This window comes from Pseudomonas sp. A-B-19 (assembly GCF_019947515.1).
Classification (GTDB): domain Bacteria; phylum Pseudomonadota; class Gammaproteobacteria; order Pseudomonadales; family Pseudomonadaceae; genus Aquipseudomonas.
In genome coordinates, this window is record NZ_JAGYGN010000006.1 from 42075 (window position 1) to 60996 (window position 18922).

Genomic DNA, 18922 nt, shown 5'->3' on the forward strand with positions numbered 1-18922 from the left:
CGCATCAGGTGATTGCTGCAAAGCGATCGGCTGCCTAGTCTGTGGGCATCGTCAAGGGAGAATGCTCATGCTCGGTCCACTGGCATCACTCAAGGTTCTGGATTTCTCGACACTGCTGCCGGGGCCGTTCGCCTCGTTGCTGCTGGCGGACATGGGCGCCGAGGTGCTGCGCATCGAATCACCGACTCGCATGGATCTGCTGCGGGTGTTGCCACCCCATGATCAAGGCGTGTCAGCCAGCCATGCCTACCTCAACCGCAATAAACGCAGCCTCGCCCTGGACCTCAAACAGCCTGAGGCCCTTGAGGTGATCAGGTCGTTGCTACAGGACTACGACATCGTGCTCGAGCAGTTTCGCCCGGGTGTCATGGAGCGTCTGGGCCTGGGCTACGAAGCCCTGAAGGCGATCAATCCGAAATTGATTTATGTGTCGATCACCGGCTACGGCCAGACTGGCCCCTACAAGGACCGCGCCGGCCATGACATCAACTATCTGGCCCTGTCCGGGCTGGCGAGTTACACCGGCCGTGCCGACAGTGGGCCGCTGCCGTTGGGCATGCAGGTGGCGGATGTTGCCGGCGGTTCGCTGCACGGGGTGATTGGCTTGCTGGCGGCGGTCATTGCCCGGCAGCAAACCGGTCAGGGTCAGCACCTGGATGTCAGCATGACCGACTGCTCGTTCAGCCTGAATGCGCTGGCAGGTGCCGGGTATCTGGCCTGTGGTGTCGAGCCGGGGCCGGAAGACCAGGTGCTCAATGGCGGCAGCTTCTACGATTACTACCGATCCCGGGATGGGCGCTGGCTGTCGGTGGGCAGCCTGGAACCGGCATTCATGAAACAGTTGTGCGCGGCACTGGGGCTTGAGGAGTTGGCCGGCCTGGGCCTGTCTGCGGCGCATCAGCAACAGCTTAAAGCCACGCTGAAGGCCGAGTTCGAAAAGTATGATTTTGCCGAGTTGTGCGCGCTTTTCGCGGAGCTGGATGCTTGTGTCGAGCCAGTGTTGAGCCTGGAAGAAGCGCTGCGTCATCCGCAGTTGCAGGCGCGGCAATTGGTGACCGACGTGCCCCGTGGCGATGGCTCGACCCAGGCGCAGATGACGTGTCCATTGAAGTTTTCCGATGGTTTGCCAGAGCCGAAGCATATCGGTGCGGCGCTGGGGCAGCATACGGATCAGGTGTTGGGGGAGTTGGGGTTTAGTGCTGAGCGGATTGCAGAATTGCGGTTTGCCAAGGTGATTCTCTAGTGCCTCAGAGGCCGCCATCGTCGGAGCGCCGCCTGGAGCAAGCTCGCCCCCACAGGGGATCTGTGGCGTGACGCAAGCCCAATGTGGGAGCGAGCTTGCTCGCGATGGCGGCAGCACAAACACCGAAAATCCAGCTATTCGACCCGCATTTCTCCACTGAACACCAGGGTGTGGCGACACCGCCGGCACAAATACCGCCGACCTTGCCGAACCAGGCTGTGGCGCTGGGCGGAAAACTGGAAGTCGCTGTCGGCACACGGGCATTTGTAGATGTAGCGGGTCACGCGGCGGCGTTTGACGTCATAGGTGTGGCAGCGGTTGGGCGGCAGTTCGTACACGCCGCGCATGATCAGTTGCCACTCTTCGCCATGGGGCTGAATGCGGTCGCCGAACAACTGATGGGCGATCAGGTGTGCGACCTCATGGGCCACGGTCTGCTTGAGGAAATCTTCGGCGTTTTCCCTGTACAGCTGCGGGTTGAAGCGCAGCAGGTTCTCGTGCAGATGCGCGACACCGGCTTTTTGCCCGCGCAGCTTGAGGCTCACCACGGGGCGTTTGAAAGGTCGTTTGAAAAAGGATTCGGCTTGTTGGAAACAGTCTTCGACGCGGGTATTGAGTTGCTCGGGCATGCTCGATGGATCTCCAGAGGCGTCGAGTATGCCGCAACCCTTGGGTCTTGCGAATCGCCAAGGTGCCGAATGGTCGCATGCCTGCTCTTTGCTGAAGAATGAAAAGGCCGCCTTGCGGCGGCCTGTGTCGGTCGTTTCTGATTATCGCTGATGAGCGGCTAACTGGTGTAGACCGGCCCCACGCCGAGGCCCCAGACAATTACTGTGAACGCCATGATAGCGACCAGCACCACCAGGCCTACGGCGAGCACCGAACTCGAGAACAGAAAACCCTCGTCAGATGGAATGTTCATGAACGTCGGCAAGCCTACGTACAGCAAGTACACCGTGTAGCAGATGGCGGCGGTGCCGACGATCATTCCCAGCCACAAGTGCGGGTACAAGGCAGCCAGACCGCCGATGAACAGCGGTGTGGCGGTGTAGGTTGCGAACGCAATGCAGCGGGCCAGGCTTGGGTTGGCGTCATAGGTGCGGGCCATCCAGTGGATGAATGCGCCCATGACCGCTACACCCCCGAGCATCGCCAGGTACGACATGATGGTCATCCATATCGCGCTTTCTACGGTCAGCATCACGGGAGGTCGATTGCCGATGACCCAGCCGACCTGCGTGGTGCCAATAAAGGCAGACACGGCGGGGATCGCCGCCAGGATCAGCGTATGGGTGAGGTACATATGGCCGATGCTTTCCTCCTGGTCGGCACGGATTTCTTTCCATTCTTGGTCAGGGTGGGTGAAGAGCCCCACTACGTGATGGATCATGCCAGTCACTCCTCTTGTCTTTACCGTCGCCCCCCAGTGGAGCGCCTACAGGCCAATGCGGCCAAGCAAGTCACAGGTCTGAAATTTGTATATGACCTTATGTCGCAGTATAGGGAGGAGTTTCCCTAGGGGGAGTAGGGGCTTTAGAGCAAATCGCGCTGTAAACCCGGTTGTTAATCGCCGCGAGGTCTGTACTGTTTGGCACTTGTGGCGAGGGAGCTTGCTCCCGCTCGACTGCGCAGCAGTCGCACAAAAACGGTCGCGGATTGTCTGGCGCAACGGGTTGCGGGAATTTGGGGCCGCTTCGCGACCCAGCGGGAGCAAGCTCCCTCGCCACAGGGATCCGAGGCACTTCGCCCCTGAGGTGTTTTTGCGTAAAATGCTCGCCTTTCGTCACACCTCACGGATTTCGCGTCATGGGCACTCTCACGGTCAACCAGAACAAACTGCAAAAGCGCCTTCGCCGACAGGCCGGTGAGGCGGTTGCCGATTTCAACATGATTGAAGACGGCGACAAGGTCATGGTCTGCCTGTCCGGTGGCAAGGACAGCTACACCATGCTCGACGTGCTGATGCACTTGCAGAAAGTCGCGCCGATCAAGTTCGAGATCGTGGCCGTGAACATGGACCAGAAACAGCCGGGCTTCCCGGAGCACGTGCTGCCGGCCTACCTCAAAGAACTGGGTATCGAGTACCACATCGTCGAGAAAGACACTTACTCGGTGGTCAAGGAGCTGATTCCGGAGGGCAAGACCACCTGCTCGCTGTGTTCGCGCCTGCGTCGCGGCACGCTCTACACCTTCGCCGATGAAATCGGCGCGACCAAGATGGCCCTCGGTCACCACCGCGACGACATAATCGAAACGTTCTTCCTGAACATGTTCTTCAACGGTTCGCTCAAGGCCATGCCACCGAAGCTGCGCGCCGACGATGGACGTAACGTGGTGATCCGCCCGCTGGCCTACTGCACCGAAAAAGACATCCAGGCCTACTCGGACCTCAAGCAATTCCCGATCATCCCTTGCAACCTCTGTGGCTCCCAGGAAAACCTGCAGCGTCAGGTGGTCAAGGAAATGCTGCAGGACTGGGAACGCAAGACTCCGGGCCGCACCGAGAGCATTTTCCGCAGCCTGCAGAACGTGATCCCGTCGCAACTGGCGGACCGCAACCTGTTCGACTTCACCAGCCTGAAGATCGACGAATCAGCGGCCTCGCGGTTCGTCAACGTCGTCAACCTCTGACCATAATTATTGTGGGAGCCTGTGGCGAGGGGGCTCGCTCCCACAGGATTTTCGTTTTATTTCAGATTACTGGAGAGGGCATGCGCGACTACAAGTGGCTGAACGAGTACTGTCTGAACCGCTTCGGTTCGGCAGCTGAACTGGAAGCCCATCTGCCCGTTCCCAAAACTCCGGAACAATTGCGCAAGATCAGCGACGATCGTTACCTCTCGACGATGGCGCTACGGGTATTCCGCGCCGGGCTCAAGCACAGCCTGGTGGATGCCAAATGGCCGGCCTTCGAAGAAGTGTTCTTCAAGTTCGATCCGGAAAAAGTCGTACTGATGAGCGCCGAGCACCTGGAACGGCTGATGCAGGACACGCGGATCATCCGGCACCTGGGCAAGCTCAAGAGTGTGCCGCGCAATGCGCAGTTCATACTGGACGTGGCCCATGAAAAGGGCAGCTTCGGCGCGCTGATCGCCGATTGGCCGGTGACCGATATCGTCGGGCTCTGGACCTTTCTGAAAAAACGCGGACACCAGTTGGGCGGTCTGTCTGCCCCGCGCTTCCTGCGGATGATCGGCAAGGACACCTTTGTACCGAGCTATGACGTGGTGGCGGCGCTGAATGCGCAGGACATCATCGACAAGGTGCCGAGCAGCCTGCGCGACCTGGCGTTGGTGCAGGACGTGTTCAACCAGTGGCATGAAGAAAGCGGCGGACGACCGATGAGCCAGATTTCGATGATGCTGGCTTACACAGTCAATCATTGAAACCCAGTTATGCCCTTCGCTGGCAAGCCAGCTCCTACAAGTTCACCGCAAACCCTGTAGGAGCTGGCTTGTCGGGTCGCCGCATCACAGCGAAGGCGCCAGATCAGGCGACGCTGATCTGGCCTTCACCCGCCAGCTTGCGGTTCAGCTGATACCGCCAGCGCACATACAACAGCGCCGAGCAAAACACCGCCAGGCTTGCGCCCATCTCCAGCAAACCGAACATCTGCCGGTTCGGGTCATACGCGGCCAATGCGCCCTTGATGAAATACAGGTTCACCACAAAGCACATCCACGAATGCCCGCGTGGGCTGCCGACGACCATCCCCGGTGCCAGGATCAGCAACGGCACCAGCTCGATCAACAGAATCACCCATGGTCGGGCGCCGTGCAGGTCGGCGACCAACAGGTAATAGATGCACAGCAATCCCACCAGGCCGAAAAAGCACAGCAGACTGACGGCACGCATCGCCTTGACGCGCGGCTCGAGCCATTCGAGGGCGGGCAGAATCTTCGGCTTTTTTGCCACCTCAGTTCTCCAGTTTCTGTGCGGTCTTCGCCAAGCGCATACCCAGCGCGCGGCACAGTGCCACTTCATGGGCATCCAGACCGCTTTTGCCGTCGGCACCGGCGTGGTGGCTGGCACCGTACGGCGTGCCGCCGCCCTGGGTTTCCAGCAGTGCCGATTCACTGTACGGCAGGCCGGTAATCAGCATGCCGTGGTGCAGCAACGGCAGCATCATCGACAGCAGAGTGGTTTCCTGGCCACCGTGCAGGCTCGCCGTGGAGGTGAATACACCCGCCGGTTTGCCCACCAGCGCACCGGTCAGCCACAGGTTGCTGGTGCCGTCGAGGAAGTATTTGAGCGGTGCGGCCATGTTACCGAAGCGGGTCGGGCTGCCGAGTGCCAGGCCTGCGCAGTTCTTCAGGTCGTCGAGGCTGGCGTACAACGCGCCCTCATCGGGAATCTCCGGCGAAACGGCTTCACACTCGCTGGAAATCGCCGGCACCGTGCGCAGGCGGGCTTCAAGCCCGGCCTGCTCGATGCCACGGGCAATCTGCCGGGCCATTTCGTTGGTCGAACCGCTGCGGCTGTAGTACAGAACCAGAATGTACGGTGCACTCATGGCAACAGTTCCAGGATCTGCTCCGGTGGGCGGCCGATGATGGCTTTGTCACCGACTTCGAGAATCGGTCGCTCCATCAGTTTCGGGTGGGCGGCGATGGCGGCGATCAATTGCGCTTCGCTCAGGCTGTTGTCGGCCAGGCCGAGAGTTTTGTACTCGTCCTCGCCGGTGCGCAGCAATTGCCGGGCGCTGATTCCGAGTTTGCCCAGCAGGCTCTGGATCTGCGCGGCGTCCAGCGGGGTTTCCAGGTAACGGACCAGGGTCGGCGTCAGGCCACGGGCTTCAAGCAGTTCGAGCGCACCGCGGGATTTCGAGCAGCGCGGGTTGTGATAAAGCGTCAGATCGGTCATGGGCGGGTCGCATCTTGCGTAAGGTGGCAGCTATTCTAACTGTGCAGCGCGCAATCCAGAACCGTGAGAGGCGATGGGTCGCAGGCGCATTCAATTTTTGACAAGGAACACGACATGACAAGGCGACTGGCAGCGGCATTGGCGATCATTGGCGCGTTGATGCTGGGGGGCTGCGGGAATGACTATGGCATCGACCAGGACGGCCACAAGATCGCCGCCGACCGACTGGACGGCAAATGGCTGGTACTCAACTACTGGGCGGAATGGTGCGGGCCTTGCCGTACCGAGATTCCGGAGTTGAATGCCTTGGCCGAGCAGCTCAAGGACAAGAAAATCGGCGTGTTCGGGGTCAACTTCGACAACGTCCAGGGGCAAGAGCTCAAGGGCGCGAGCGAGAAGCTGGGAATCAGGTTCACCGTGCTGGCGCAGGACCCTACCGAGCTGTTCGAACTGCCGCGCAGCGAGGCGTTGCCGGTGACGTACATCATCGATAACAAGGGCAAGGTGCGTGAGCAGTTGATGGGGGAACAGACGGCGGCGGGGGTGATGGCGAAGCTTGAGGCGTTGCAGGCTAAAAACTGATTTGTGACGGGAACACTTCGTGGCAAGTGTGCTTTTGTGGCGAGGGAGCTTGCTCCCGCTCGACTGCGTAGCAGGCGCAAAACCGTTCTACACGGTTCAACTGACGAAAAGTGGTGACTGGGTTTAGGGCTGCTTCGCAGCCCAGCGGGAGCAAGCTCCCTCGCCACAGTTATTCACCAGAATGCAGGGGAGGGGTGATCAACCCTCCTCAAGCCACCAACGCAGCGGCTTGCCTTCGGCTGGCCAGAAGCGGATCTGCTCGATCGGGGAGACGTCCCAGCGCTGGACGTTTTCCAGAGCCTGGAGGAAGCGTTTTTCCTGTTCCATCAGCGCCGGTGCACACAGTTTGCGGGTGCTGCCGATTTTGCCGAAAGTCAGTTTGTCGCCATCGAGGGTGTACGGCGCGAACCAGTGGTTACAGCCGCCATTGCCATAGGCCCGGCCGTCTTCAGCGAAGGTGATGGTCAGGTGGCTGTAGTCCATCAACGGCCGCTCGCCGATCCATTCCAGAATGTAGCTGCGGTTTTGTTGCAACTGCACCGGCTCGGCGGCGCAGCCCAGCAGGCTGGCACCGGCCATCGCGCTCAGAGCGAGGCGTTTCATCACGCAGGCTCCTGGCATTTCGGGCACAGGTGTTTCTCGCCAACGGTGGTCCAGCCCAACTCGGCAATCCGCGCAGTGGCGGCAGGCTTTTCGGCCTTGTTGCCCAGCTTGGCATCGACGGCGAACTCGAAGCTCAGCTCTTTGGCGCAGCTGTCACAGTTCACTTGCCAGGTATGAATGGCCAGTTCGCCGAATACCGGGCCACTGGCCACCGCGACCCATTGACCGGGCGGGTTGATCAGGTGGCGAACCGTTTCGACGGTCAGGCGCATGGACAAGTCCTTGGCGCCCTTGAGGGTCACGACCAGCACGTCGTTGTTGCGAATCGAGCCACCGTTGCCGGTGACCTGATAACGCCCCGGCACCAGGGCGCGGCATTCGGTGAGGGTGTGTTGCGGGTTCATCAGGCTGTAGCGGAAATCGTGTTCGACCATGGGTCCTCCAAATATGCGCGATATGCTAGCACGGGCTGCACGCCGCATCGCGCAGGCAGATGACCTTCGATCCGTTTCAGTCTCCCGTCACCTGATTTTCCGGTGTGCCCGCCATCCAGGCTGCAATGTTGCGTAACGTGGTGGCAGCAATCGCGTCCAGGGCTTCGCGGGTCAGAAAGGCCTGGTGCGCGGTGACGATCACGTTAGGGAAGGTCAGCAACCGGGCCAGTACATCGTCTTGCAGTGGCAGGTCGGAGCGGTCCTCGAAGAACAACTGCGCCTCTTCTTCATACACATCCAGGCCCAGGTAACCCAGGCGACCTTCTTTCAGGGCATCGATCAGCGCCGGGGTGTCCACCAGGCCGCCACGCCCGGTATTGATCAGCATCGCACCCGGTTGCATGTGCGCCAGCGATTCGCGGTTGATCAAGTGCCTGCTCTGCTCGTTGAGCGGGCAGTGCAGGCTGATGATCTGCGATTCGGCCAGCAGTTGCGGCAGGCTCAGGTAGCGAGCGCCGAGGGCTTCGACCTGTGGGTTGGGGTAGGGGTCATAGGCCAGTAACTGGCAGCCAAAACCGTTCATGATTTTGGCGAAGGTGGCGCCAATCTGACCGGTGCCGACCACGCCGACGGTCTTGCCCACCAGGTCGAAACCGGTCAGCCCCTGTAACCTGAAATCCCCTTCGCGCGTGCGGTTGTAGGCGCGGGGCAAGCGGCGGTTGAGCGCGAGGATCAGTGCCACCGCATGTTCGGCCACGGCGTGGGGCGAATAGGCCGGGACGCGCACGATGGCCAGCCCCAGACGCTTTGCCGCCGGCAGGTCGACATGGTTGTAACCGGCCGAGCGCAGGGCGATCAGGCGTGTGCCTGCGGCGGCCAGGCGTTCGAGCACCGCCGCGCCGAGGTCATCATTGATGAACGCACAGACCGCTTCATACCCATGGGCGAGCGCCACCGTGTCCAGGCTCAGGCGCGCAGGCTGAAAGTGCAGCTCGATGCCCGCCTGTTGCCCGGCCGCGAGAAAACTGTCGCGGTCGTAGTTCTGGCTGCTGAAAAGAATCGTACGCATGATGTCCTCCCTCTCCCGTTACTGTAGGAGCTGGCTTGCCAGCGAAGAGGACCTAAAATCCTGTGCTGTCTTTGAGGCCGCCTTCGCTGGCAAGCCAGCTCCTACAGGGTTTGCGCTGAGCTTACGCGGATGTTTGATCAGAGCGATTGCGCTGCATCAAGCATTCATGCGCGCCTGGGCTGCCAGGCGATTGATCGCCCGGTCGAGCTCCTCCAGCGCCACGCTGGCATTCGGGTCCCGTTGCTTGAGCAGGGTTTCGCTGCGTTGGCAGGCCGCGCGCAATTGCGGTACGCCACAGTAACGCGTCGCGCCATGCAGGCGATGTACCCGTTCGATCAGGGCGTTGTGGTCGTTGCTTTGCTGAGCGAGGCGGATGGCTTCGCGGTCAGCCTCCAGGGAGGCCAGCAGCATCGCCAGCATGTCCGCCGCCAGATCGGCCTTGCCGGCGGCCAGGCGCAATCCCTCGTCGTGGTCGAGTACCAACAGCTCGTGGGCGCCAGCATGCCCATCGGCGGAGCGCTCCGGGCTGTGATTGCGCAGCGCCAGGCCGCTCCATTTCAGCACCACCTGCGCCAATTGACGTTCGCTGATCGGTTTGGTCAGGTAGTCGTCCATGCCGCTTTGCAGCATCGCGCGTTTTTCGTTGGCCATGGCGTGGGCGGTGAGGGCCACGATCGGCAGCGGCGTGCAATGGCGTTCGCTTTCCCATTGGCGGATCGCCTCGGTGCTCTGGCGGCCGTCCATGCCAGGCATCTGCACGTCCATCAGCACCAGATCGAATGTTTCGTTCTGCACCGCCTTGATGGCGGCAAAACCGCTTTCCACCGCGAGCACATTGGCGCCCATGTCTTCGAGCAGGGTCTGCACCAGCATCAGGTTGGCCGGATTGTCGTCGACGCAAAGCACCTTCGGTGCACGGCTGGACAGCGGTTCGCCCGGCTCGTTGCGCATCGGGCGCGGGTTGACCAGATCAGACAGGGAGCGTCGCAACTTGCGGGTGCAGGCCGGTTTCGCCTGGAGCTGGCTGTGGGGGTTGGGCACGGAAAGATGGAACAGCGTCTGTTCCGTGGTCGGGCACAGCACCAGCACTTTGCAGCCAAGATGCTCGAGGTCCCAGATGTGCTGGTTGAGGCGTTCCGGCGGCATGTCGTTGCTGGTGATGCCGAGCACTGCAAGGTCGATCGCCTGATCGGTCTGGTGGGCGGCGGTGACGCCGTTGGTCAGGCTTTCCAGGGTGTTGAACGGCGTGGTGTTCAGGCCGCAGTCTTCCAGTTGATGCTGCAACGCCTGCCGGGCCAGTTCGTGGTTTTCCAGCACCGCCACCCGGCGCCCGAGCAACGGCGCGGCGGGCAGGTCTTCGGCATCGTCGCGGGCTTTGGGCAGGCTCAGGCTGATCCAGAATTCCGACCCTTCCCCCGGCGTGCTGTCGACGCCGATCTCGCCGCCCATCTGTTCGATCAGACGTTTGGAAATCACCAGGCCCAGGCCGGTGCCGCCGGGTTGCCGCGACAGCGAGTTGTCGGCCTGGCTGAAGGCCTGGAACAGGGCGCGTACGTCCTGGCTCGACAGGCCGATGCCGGTGTCCTGAATGCTGATGCGCAGCTGCACGGTGTCTTCGTGTTCTTCTTCGAGCATGGCGCGGGCGACGACGGTGCCTTCGCGGGTGAACTTGATCGCATTGCTCACCAGGTTCGTCAGGATCTGCTTGAGCCGCAGCGGGTCGCCCACCAGTGACAGCGGCGTGTCCCGATACACCAGGCTCACCAGTTCCAGTTGTTTGGCGTGGGCAGCCGGGGCGAGGATGGTCAAGGTGTCCTGGAGCAGGTCGCGCAGGTTGAACGGAATATGGTCGAGCACCAGCTTGCCAGCTTCGATTTTCGAGAAGTCGAGAATCTCGTTGATGATGCCCAGCAGGCTGTCGGCGGATTTTTCGATGGTGCCCAGGTAGTCGAGCTGGCGCGGGGTGAGCTCGCTTTTTTGCAACAGGTGGGTGAAGCCGAGAATGCCATTGAGCGGCGTGCGGATTTCATGGCTCATGTTGGCCAGGAATTCGGATTTGATCCGGCTCGCTTCCAGGGCCTCCTTGCGTGCCAGATCCAGTTCGATGTTCTGGATCTCGATGGTTTCCAGGTTCTGGCGCACGTCTTCGGTGGCCTGGTCGATGCTGTGCTGCAATTCTTCCTGGGCATTTTGCAGGGTGCCGGCCATGCGGTTGATGCCGGACGCCAGTTCATCCAGTTCCTGGCTGCCGAGGGGCGGCAAGCGGGTCTCCAGGTGGCCGTCCTTGAGTTGGGCCACGGCCTGCTTGATCTGGCTCAATGGCCGATTGATCGTGCGCCCCATGCGCAGAGCCAGCAGTGCCGCACCGATCAGTCCCGTAGCGATCAACATCAGGCTGGCGAACAGGCTGCGGTAACCGCGCAACAGCATGCCGTTATGGGACAGCTCGAGCTCGACCCAGCCGAGCAGGCGGTCGGCTTCTTCGGGAATCACGTCCCCGGCCAGGTTGCGGTGTTTGCCGAATACCGGCAGCAGATAGCGGGTCGCATCGCTGCCGCTGCTGCGCAACATCTGCATGCCACTGCCCGAGGGCGTCTGATTGAGCATGGTCGGCCCGGCGTGGGCCAGCAACGTGCGGTCGGGAGCCAGGAAGGTCACGGCCCGTACGTCGGTTTGTTCCAGGGCCTGGGTGGCGATGCGTTCGAGCAGTTCGTTGTCCTGGTGGCCCATGGCTGGCGCCGTCAGTGGAGCCAACTGCTCGGCGATCATTTCGCCACGCTGCATGAGCTGGGTTTGCAGGTCAGCCTGTTGCATCCAGGTAAAATAACCACCCAGCACCAACGCCATCAGGCTGGTTGGCAACAGGGTCAGCAACAACACGCGGCCTTTGATTCCCAGTTTCTTGAGCACGCAACTCTCCTGCATCCCGCTATTCATAGGCCCGTACATGCATCCGCCATGCACCACTTGCGCAGTGTAGCGATTTGCTCGCGGGCAATCTTCGTAAAAATGGTGCAGTCATTCGTCGGCCCGGGCGACTCTTTGGCGATACGGACAAACCGTGGGTTGCCCCTGGCGAGGCAATCTTGAATAATCGCTCAACTGAGAATTATTTGCAGATAGTCATGACTCCCATCACTGCTGGCCTCCCTCGAATCCTCTCCATCGAAGACGACCTTGTGCTCGGCGCCTACGTTCACGAGCACCTGGACCGCAGCGGCTTCCAGGTGACCTGGTGCCAGAACGGCCAGGAAGGCCTGGACATTGCCCGTCGGCAGCCTTTCGACGTGGTGTTGATGGATATCCTGCTGCCGGGCATGGACGGCTTGGCGGTCCTGACTCAATTGCGTCAGAGCCATTGCACCCCGGTGTTGCTGATGTCGGCCCTTGGTGCCGAGGCCGATCGCATCAGCGGCTTTCGCCTGGGGGCCGATGATTACCTGCCAAAGCCCTTCAGCATGGTGGAGTTGCGGGTGCGCATCGAAGCCATTCTGCGGCGGGTGGCCCTCGACCGCCGGCCCGCACCCGCAGCGTCAGCCCCTTCGATGGACAGCCTGCGTTTCGACGATGAAAGCTTCGAGGTGTTTTATGGCGAACAGGCTGGCGGCCTGACCCGCAGCGAGTATCGGCTGCTGGAGACGCTGCACCGCAACTGCGACGAAGTATTGAGCAAAGCCTTCCTCTATCAACAGGTGCTGCAACGCGGTTATGCGGCCCATGACCGCAGCCTGGACATGCATATCAGCCAGATCCGTCGCAAGCTCAAGGCCATTGGCTACACCGAGCGCGAAGTGCGTACGGTCTGGGGCAAGGGTTATATCCTGAGCGCCGCCGATGAAATGTAACTTGCCGGGCAGGCATTCGCTGTTCTGGAAACTGGCTTGTCTATTGGTCGCTTTCTGTCTGCTGATGATCTGGTTGAGTTGGTCCTGGGGGCGTTACATGGAGCAGCGCAACCAGTTCCTCTCCGATCAGGCCCGCGGCACCCTGACGCGCTACGCCGCCGAAGCCGAGCGGGCATGGCAGCAGCACCAGAGCGCCGGTGTCGATGACTGGTTGCACGGCATGCGTCAGCGGGAAACAGGCTGGGTCGGTGTCATCGGCGGTGATTTGCAGTCCTTGAGCAACCGATCGCTGACGGACAAGGAAGTCGAACGCCTGACTTTTTTGCGCGGCCTCGATTGGCCCATCCACAAGAAAGGCCGGCCGTGGATACGCATACCGTTTCCCGGCGACCCGTCCGCCGGCAGCCTGGTGATCGAACTGCCCGAACGCTTTCTGCCCGGGCAATACCGGGTGTTCTGGCGGGTGATCACCAACGGCGTGATTCCGGGGTTGTTCACTTTGCTGCTGTGCGTCGGGCTCTACCGTTTGCTGGTGGTGCCACTCAATCACTTGCGTGAACAGGCCAATGCCTGGCGTGCCGACCAACTGAACGTGCGCCTATCGAGCCGCACCACCAATCGTTCCGATGAATTGGGTGAGCTGGGGCGGGCGTTCGACCATATGTCCGAACGCCTGCAAGGCACCGTGGCCTTGCAGCAGCAACTGCTGCGCGACTTGTCCCACGAATTGCGTACGCCTTTGAGTCGCCTGCGGGTAGCCAGTGAAAGCGAGCAGGCGCTGGAGCCATTGCGCGAACGCATCGGCCGTGAGGTCGATGGCATGCAGCGCCTGGTGGAAGACACGTTGCAACTGGCCTGGCTCGATACCGAGCGCACCCGATTGCCCGACGAAGTGATCCAGATCCAGGCCCTGTGGGAAATGCTCACGGAGAACGCCTGCTATGAAAGTGGCTGGCCCGATACGCAGTTGCAATGCACGGTGGATTCATCCTGTTGGGTTCGCGGTCATCTCAACACCCTGGCCCAGGCGTTGGAAAACATTCTGCGCAATGCCATTCGTCATTCGCCCGCCGGCGGCATTGTCCGATTGGGCGGACGGCGTGATGGCGATTTCTGGCATCTGTGGCTGGAGGATCAGGGTGGCGGTGTGGCAGAAGCTGACCTGGAGCGGATCTTCCTGCCGTTCACCCGACTCGACGGTTCGCGGCCGGGGGATGGTGGGTTCGGACTGGGCTTGAGCATTGCCCGCAACGCGGTACAGCGTCAGGGCGGACAGCTTTGGGCGCAGAACACCGGGACCGGGTTGCGCCTGAATATGCGGTTGTTGGCGGATGATGGCGGTGCCAGTGACAACGCCTTCGCGGGCAAGCCCGCTCCTACATTGACCGTGTTTCAACCGGAAAATATGTGATCACCTCAGTCCCCTGTAGGAGCGAGCTTGCTCGCGATGAGGCCCTAATGTTCACCGCAAAATATTTGCTTATTCCCATAAACCATAAGCACCATACTTTGCGTGATATGGCCTGGATCGGTTTGCCGGTATGATAGACGCCCCCGCAGTCTGGATTGCGAATACGCCATGACCTTGCAGTACCCAACCATCGCCGATTGCGTCGGCAACACTCCGCTGGTTCGTTTGCAGCGCCTGCCCGGCGCCACCAGCAATACCCTTTTGCTCAAGCTCGAAGGGAACAACCCGGCGGGTTCGGTCAAGGACCGTCCGGCGCTGTCGATGATCACCCGCGCCGAACTGCGCGGGCAGATCCATGCTGGCGATACGCTGATCGAAGCGACGTCGGGCAACACCGGAATCGCCCTGGCCATGGCCGCCGCGATCAAGGGTTACAGGATGATCCTGATCATGCCGGACAACTCCAGCGCCGAGCGCAAGGCGGCCATGACGGCCTATGGCGCCGAGCTGATCCTGGTCAGCCAGGAACAGGGCATGGAAGGCGCCCGTGACCTCGCGCAGAAGATGGAAGCCGAGGGTCGCGGCAAGGTACTGGATCAGTTCGCCAACGGTGACAATCCCGAGGCGCACTACACCACCACTGGCCCGGAAATCTGGCGCCAGACCCAGGGCACCATCACCCATTTCGTCAGTTCCATGGGCACCACCGGGACCATCATGGGCGTGTCGCGCTACTTGAAAGAGCAGAACGACAACGTGCAGATCATCGGCCTGCAACCGATGGAAGGTTCGGCGATCCCGGGCATCCGCCGCTGGCCTCAGGAATACCTGCCGAAAATCTACCAGGCTGACCGCGTGGACCGGATCGTCGACATGGCCCAAAGCGAAGCCGAAGACGTGACCCGTCGTCTGGCCCGCGAAGAAGGCATTTTCTGTGGCGTGTCCTCGGGCGGCGCCGTGGCTGCAATGCTGCGCCTGTCCAAAGAAGTTGAAAACGCGGTGATCGTCGCGATCATCTGCGACCGTGGCGACCGTTACCTGTCGACCGGCATTTTCGACGCGCCCAACTGATGGCCAAACATGAAAGAGGCCTGCGCTTCCAGCCCACCGGCGGTAGCAAGGCCCCGCAAATCCCGGCCGGCAAAAAGCAGCGCCTGACCATCGAGCGCCTGGCCAATGACGGTCGCGGCATCGCGTTTTTCGAAGGCCGTACCTGGTTCGTCATCGGTGCGTTGGCCGGTGAAGAAATCGAGGCTCGTGTACTCGGTGCCCACGGCAAAGTGGTCGAGGCGCGGACCGAGCGGGTGTTCAACGCCAGCCAATTGCGCCGCCCGGCGCCGTGCGCCCATGCCGGCCGTTGCGGCGGCTGCAGCGTGCAGCATCTGCCCCACAACGAACAACTCGCCCTGAAACAGCGCATGCTCGCCGAGCAATTGTCCAGGGTCGCCGGTGTCGCGCCCCAGGAGTGGGCCGAGCCATTGACCGGTCCGGAATTCGGCTACCGTCGTCGCGCCCGCGTGGCGGTGCGCTGGGACATGAAGGCAAAGAAACTCGAAGTCGGGTTCCGCGCCGCCGGCAGCCAGGACATCGTTGGCATCGATGATTGCCCGGTGCTGGTACAGCCCTTGCAACCCATCATGGCCTGCCTGCCCCAGATGCTGCGGCGCTTGAGCAAACCTCAGGCACTGGGGCATGTGGAGTTGTTCAGCGGCTCGACGCTGGCGGTTTTGCTGCGGCACATGGCGCCGTTGTCCGACGCTGACCTGACGATCCTCAAGGATTTCTGCGCGCTCCACCAGGCCCAGTTGTGGCTGCATGGCGACGGCGAACCGCAACCGGTCGAGGCCGGGCAGTCGTTGGGCTATCGTCTTGAACAGTGGGGTCTGGAGCTGGCGTACCGTCCCGGGGATTTCATCCAGGTCAACGCCGCGGTCAACGAAGCGATGGTCGCCCAGGCGCTGGACTGGTTGAAGCCGACAGCGGATGAGCGCGTACTCGATCTGTTCTGTGGTCTGGGCAACTTTGCCTTGCCACTGGCCAGGGCTGCTCGCGAAGTGGTGGCGGTCGAAGGCGTGCAGGTGATGGTCGATCGGGCAGCGGCGAATGCGGCTAGCAATAATCTGCATAACGCGAAGTTTTTTCAGGCCGATTTATCCCAGCCTTTGACGGACGCCGAATGGGCCGCCGAAGGCTTTTGTGCGGTACTCTTGGACCCACCGCGTGACGGTGCTTTCGAGGTTGTTCACAAGCTCAAGACCCTGGGCGCCGAACGGTTGGTGTACGTGTCGTGCAACCCGGCCACTCTGGCGCGTGACACGGTCGAATTGATCAAGCAGGGCTACCGGTTAAAACGTGCCGGGATTCTCGATATGTTTCCTCAAACGGCACATGTCGAGGCCATGGCGTTATTTGAAGCGAGCTAGGATGCTCGTCTGGTCCGACTGGCCCGCCCGTGCAGCCGCGCACCAGCCCGACGTGGGCGCATGGGTAACGAAGGTCAGCGAATTGACGCATTGAATCTGCGTCGTAGGGAAGGTAAGCAAGATGGTACAGGTGAGAGCACACCAGCCGATCAACACCGACGGCAGTATCAATCTCGAGGCTTGGCTCGATCACGCGGTGAGTGTCGATCTGGCACTGGATCGCGAAGCCTTGAAAGAGGCCTGCGAGTACGCTCGCGAGGCCGAACAACAAGCCAATGCGGCACAGAATCTGTGGTCGGAAGGGAACTCCACGTTCCGTACCGGCCTTGAAATCGCCGAGATTCTCGCCGATCTCAAACTCGATCAGGACTCACTGGTCGCCGCGGTCCTGTACCGGGGCGTGCGCGAAGGCCAGATCCCGTTGCCGGCGGTCAGCCAGCGCTTCGGCCCGGTGGTGGCCAAACTCATCGACGGCGTGCAACGCATGGCGGCGATCAGCGACAGCCTGAGCCCGCGCAAGTCCTTGGTGATGGGCACCCAGGGCCAGGTGGAAAACCTGCGCAAGATGCTGGTGGCCATGGTCGACGACGTTCGCGTCGCCCTGATCAAACTGGCCGAGCGTACTTGCGCCATCCGTGCGGTGAAGACCGCCGACGACGAAAAACGCAACCGCGTCGCCCGTGAAGTCTTCGACATCTACGCGCCACTGGCCCATCGCCTGGGTATCGGTCACATCAAGTGGGAACTGGAGGACTTGTCCTTCCGTTACCTGGAGCCGGACCAGTACAAGCAGATCGCCAAGTTGCTCCACGAGCGGCGCCTGGATCGCGAGCGCTTCATCAGCGACGTGATGAGCCAACTGAAGAACGAATTGCAGGCCACCGGCGTCGACGCCGACATCAGCGGCCGGGCCAAACACATCTATTCGATCTGGCGCAAAATGCAGCGCAAGGGTCTGGAGTTCAGCCAGATCTACGACGTTCGAGCCGTTCGCGTGCTGGTGCCGGAAATGCGTGATTGCTACACCGCGCTCGGCATCGTCCATACCCTGTGGCGACACATTCCGAAAGAGTTCGACGACTACATCGCCAACCCCAAGGAAAACGGTTATCGCTCGCTGCATACGGCGGTGATCGGGCCCGAGGGCAAGGTGCTGGAAGTGCAGATCCGCACCCATGCGATGCACGAAGAAGCCGAACTCGGTGTGTGCGCGCACTGGCGCTACAAGGGCACCGACGTCAAGTCCGGCTCCAATCACTACGAAGAGAAAATCTCCTGGCTGCGCCAGGTGCTCGAATGGCACGAAGAGCTGGGCGACATCGGTGGCCTGGCGGAACAGCTGCGGGTCGATATCGAGCCCGACCGGGTCTACATCTTTACCCCGGACGGTCACGCCATCGATTTGCCCAAGGGTGCGACGCCGCTGGACTTCGCCTACCGCGTACACACCGAAATCGGTCACAACTGCCGTGGCGCCAAGATCAACGGGCGCATCGTGCCGCTCAATTACAGCCTGCAAACCGGTGAACAGGTCGAGATCATCACCAGCAAGCACGGCACCCCGAGCCGCGACTGGCTGAACCCGAACCTGGGTTACGTCACCACGTCGCGGGCGCGGGCGAAGATCGTTCACTGGTTCAAGTTGCAGGCCCGTGACCAGAACGTCGCGGCCGGTAAAACACTGCTTGAGCGCGAGCTCAATCGCCTCGGCCTGCCCGCGGTGGATTTCGACAAGCTGGCCGACAAGGCCAACATGAAAACCGCCGAAGACCTGTTCGCCGCCCTCGGCGCCGGGGATCTGCGTCTGGCGCAACTGGTCAATCTGGCGCAGCAACTGGTCGAGCCTGAGCGTGGCAACGAGCAACTGGAACTGATTCCACGCAAGGCCACCGGTTACAAGCCGGGCAAGCGCGGCGATATCCAGATCCAGGGTGTCGGCAACCTGATGACCCAGATGGCCGGCTGCTGCCAGCCGTTGCCGGGCGATGCAATCGTCGGTTACATCACCGTGGGTCGCGGCGTGAGCATTCACCGCCAGGACTGCGCCTCGGTGCTGCAGTTGGCCGGGCGCGAGCCCGAGCGAATCATCCAGGTCAGCTGGGGGCCGGTGCCGGTGCTCACCTATCCGGTGGACATCGTCATCCGTGCCTACGACCGTTCCGGTCTGCTGCGTGACGTCTCGCAGGTGCTGCTCAATGAACGGATCAACGTGCTGGCGGTCAACACCCGCTCGAACAAGGAGGACAACACCGCGCTGATGTCCCTGACCATCGAGATACCGGGGCTGGACGCGCTTGGGCGGTTGCTGGGGCGGATTTCCCAGTTGCCGAACATCATCGAAACCCGGCGTAACCGTACGCCATGAGGCGAGAGGGCTTTAACTCTTTAACTGTAGGAGCGAGCTTGCTCGCGAAAAACCTGAGGGCGACGCGTTCATTCAGACAGTACG

General features: G+C 61.4%; 18 protein-coding genes. 9 read left to right on the top strand and 9 right to left on the bottom strand.

Annotated elements, in window-relative coordinates:
* Positions 1–67: 67 nt before the first annotated feature.
* Positions 68–1243: a CaiB/BaiF CoA transferase family protein gene (locus KGA81_RS08585; protein ID WP_223545460.1), complete on the top strand. Its 1176-nt coding sequence runs from the start codon at positions 68–70 to the stop codon at positions 1241–1243.
* 134 nt (positions 1244–1377) lie between these two features.
* On the opposite strand, the gene KGA81_RS08590 is transcribed toward KGA81_RS08585, so the two are convergent.
* A complete protein-coding gene (locus tag KGA81_RS08590; RefSeq protein ID WP_223545461.1) occupies positions 1378–1872 on the bottom strand; it encodes a SprT family zinc-dependent metalloprotease in 495 nt (164 codons plus the stop codon).
* A gap of 158 nt (positions 1873–2030) precedes the next feature.
* On the bottom strand, positions 2031–2633 hold the full coding sequence (locus KGA81_RS08595; protein ID WP_223545462.1) for a Yip1 family protein: 603 nt from the start codon (positions 2631–2633) through the stop codon (positions 2031–2033).
* Between the two features lie 416 nt (positions 2634–3049).
* Here KGA81_RS08595 and ttcA point away from each other — a divergent pair, with 416 nt between their 5' ends.
* Positions 3050–3874 (top strand): tRNA 2-thiocytidine(32) synthetase TtcA, encoded by an 825-nt coding sequence (ttcA, locus tag KGA81_RS08600; protein ID WP_223545463.1) that lies wholly within the window; start codon positions 3050–3052, stop codon positions 3872–3874.
* Positions 3875–3954: 80 nt separating this feature from the next.
* On the top strand, positions 3955–4629 hold the full coding sequence (locus KGA81_RS08605; RefSeq protein WP_223545464.1) for a DNA-3-methyladenine glycosylase I: 675 nt from the start codon (positions 3955–3957) through the stop codon (positions 4627–4629).
* Positions 4630–4732: 103 nt separating this feature from the next.
* Here KGA81_RS08605 and KGA81_RS08610 read toward each other — a convergent pair whose 3' ends face one another.
* The 3 genes from KGA81_RS08610 to arsC are packed head-to-tail and all read right to left on the bottom strand — an operon-like array spanning position 4733 to position 6106.
* Positions 4733–5158: a DUF2069 domain-containing protein gene (locus KGA81_RS08610; protein ID WP_223545465.1), complete on the bottom strand. Its 426-nt coding sequence runs from the start codon at positions 5156–5158 to the stop codon at positions 4733–4735.
* Position 5159: 1 nt separating this feature from the next.
* Positions 5160–5756, bottom strand: coding sequence for an NAD(P)H:quinone oxidoreductase (gene wrbA, locus KGA81_RS08615; RefSeq protein ID WP_223545466.1), 597 nt, complete (start codon positions 5754–5756; stop codon positions 5160–5162).
* A complete protein-coding gene (gene arsC / locus KGA81_RS08620; RefSeq protein WP_223545467.1) occupies positions 5753–6106 on the bottom strand; it encodes an arsenate reductase (glutaredoxin) in 354 nt (117 codons plus the stop codon). Before arsC ends, wrbA begins: the two co-directional genes overlap by 4 nt.
* A gap of 114 nt (positions 6107–6220) precedes the next feature.
* On the opposite strand from arsC, the gene KGA81_RS08625 reads away from it, so the two are divergent.
* Complete coding sequence (locus tag KGA81_RS08625) at positions 6221–6688, top strand: TlpA disulfide reductase family protein (protein WP_108215282.1); 468 nt, start codon at positions 6221–6223, stop codon at positions 6686–6688.
* 198 nt (positions 6689–6886) lie between these two features.
* Here KGA81_RS08625 and KGA81_RS08630 read toward each other — a convergent pair whose 3' ends face one another.
* The 4 genes from KGA81_RS08630 to KGA81_RS08645 form a co-directional block, all read right to left on the bottom strand.
* Positions 6887–7291 (bottom strand): META domain-containing protein, encoded by a 405-nt coding sequence (locus KGA81_RS08630; protein ID WP_115947291.1) that lies wholly within the window; start codon positions 7289–7291, stop codon positions 6887–6889.
* Positions 7291–7725, bottom strand: a complete 435-nt coding sequence (locus KGA81_RS08635; protein ID WP_007988765.1) for a hypothetical protein — start codon at positions 7723–7725, stop codon at positions 7291–7293. Before KGA81_RS08635 ends, KGA81_RS08630 begins: the two co-directional genes overlap by 1 nt.
* Positions 7726–7801: 76 nt before the next feature.
* Positions 7802–8794 (bottom strand): 2-hydroxyacid dehydrogenase, encoded by a 993-nt coding sequence (locus tag KGA81_RS08640; protein ID WP_223545468.1) that lies wholly within the window; start codon positions 8792–8794, stop codon positions 7802–7804.
* 156 nt (positions 8795–8950) lie between these two features.
* Positions 8951–11704, bottom strand: a complete 2754-nt coding sequence (locus KGA81_RS08645; protein WP_223545469.1) for a response regulator — start codon at positions 11702–11704, stop codon at positions 8951–8953.
* A 215-nt stretch (positions 11705–11919) separates the two neighbouring features.
* On the opposite strand from KGA81_RS08645, the gene KGA81_RS08650 reads away from it, so the two are divergent.
* The 5 genes from KGA81_RS08650 to relA all read left to right on the top strand — a co-directional run bounded on the left by KGA81_RS08650 (position 11920) and on the right by relA (position 18838).
* Positions 11920–12639, top strand: coding sequence for a response regulator transcription factor (locus KGA81_RS08650; RefSeq protein ID WP_223545470.1), 720 nt, complete (start codon positions 11920–11922; stop codon positions 12637–12639).
* Positions 12629–14050 carry a sensor histidine kinase gene (locus KGA81_RS08655; protein WP_223545471.1) on the top strand — a complete coding sequence of 474 codons (1422 nt, stop codon included), beginning with the start codon at positions 12629–12631 and terminating at the stop codon, positions 14048–14050. Before KGA81_RS08650 ends, KGA81_RS08655 begins: the two co-directional genes overlap by 11 nt.
* A 168-nt stretch (positions 14051–14218) precedes the next feature.
* Positions 14219–15121: a cysteine synthase CysM gene (cysM, locus tag KGA81_RS08660; protein WP_046043004.1), complete on the top strand. Its 903-nt coding sequence runs from the start codon at positions 14219–14221 to the stop codon at positions 15119–15121.
* Entirely contained in the window at positions 15121–16473 is a 1353-nt protein-coding gene (gene rlmD / locus KGA81_RS08665; protein ID WP_223545472.1) for a 23S rRNA (uracil(1939)-C(5))-methyltransferase RlmD, read from the top strand. The genes cysM and rlmD overlap by 1 nt, the downstream gene beginning before the upstream one ends.
* A gap of 121 nt (positions 16474–16594) precedes the next feature.
* Positions 16595–18838, top strand: coding sequence for a GTP diphosphokinase (relA, locus tag KGA81_RS08670; RefSeq protein WP_108215290.1), 2244 nt, complete (start codon positions 16595–16597; stop codon positions 18836–18838).
* Positions 18839–18922: the final 84 nt, after the last annotated feature.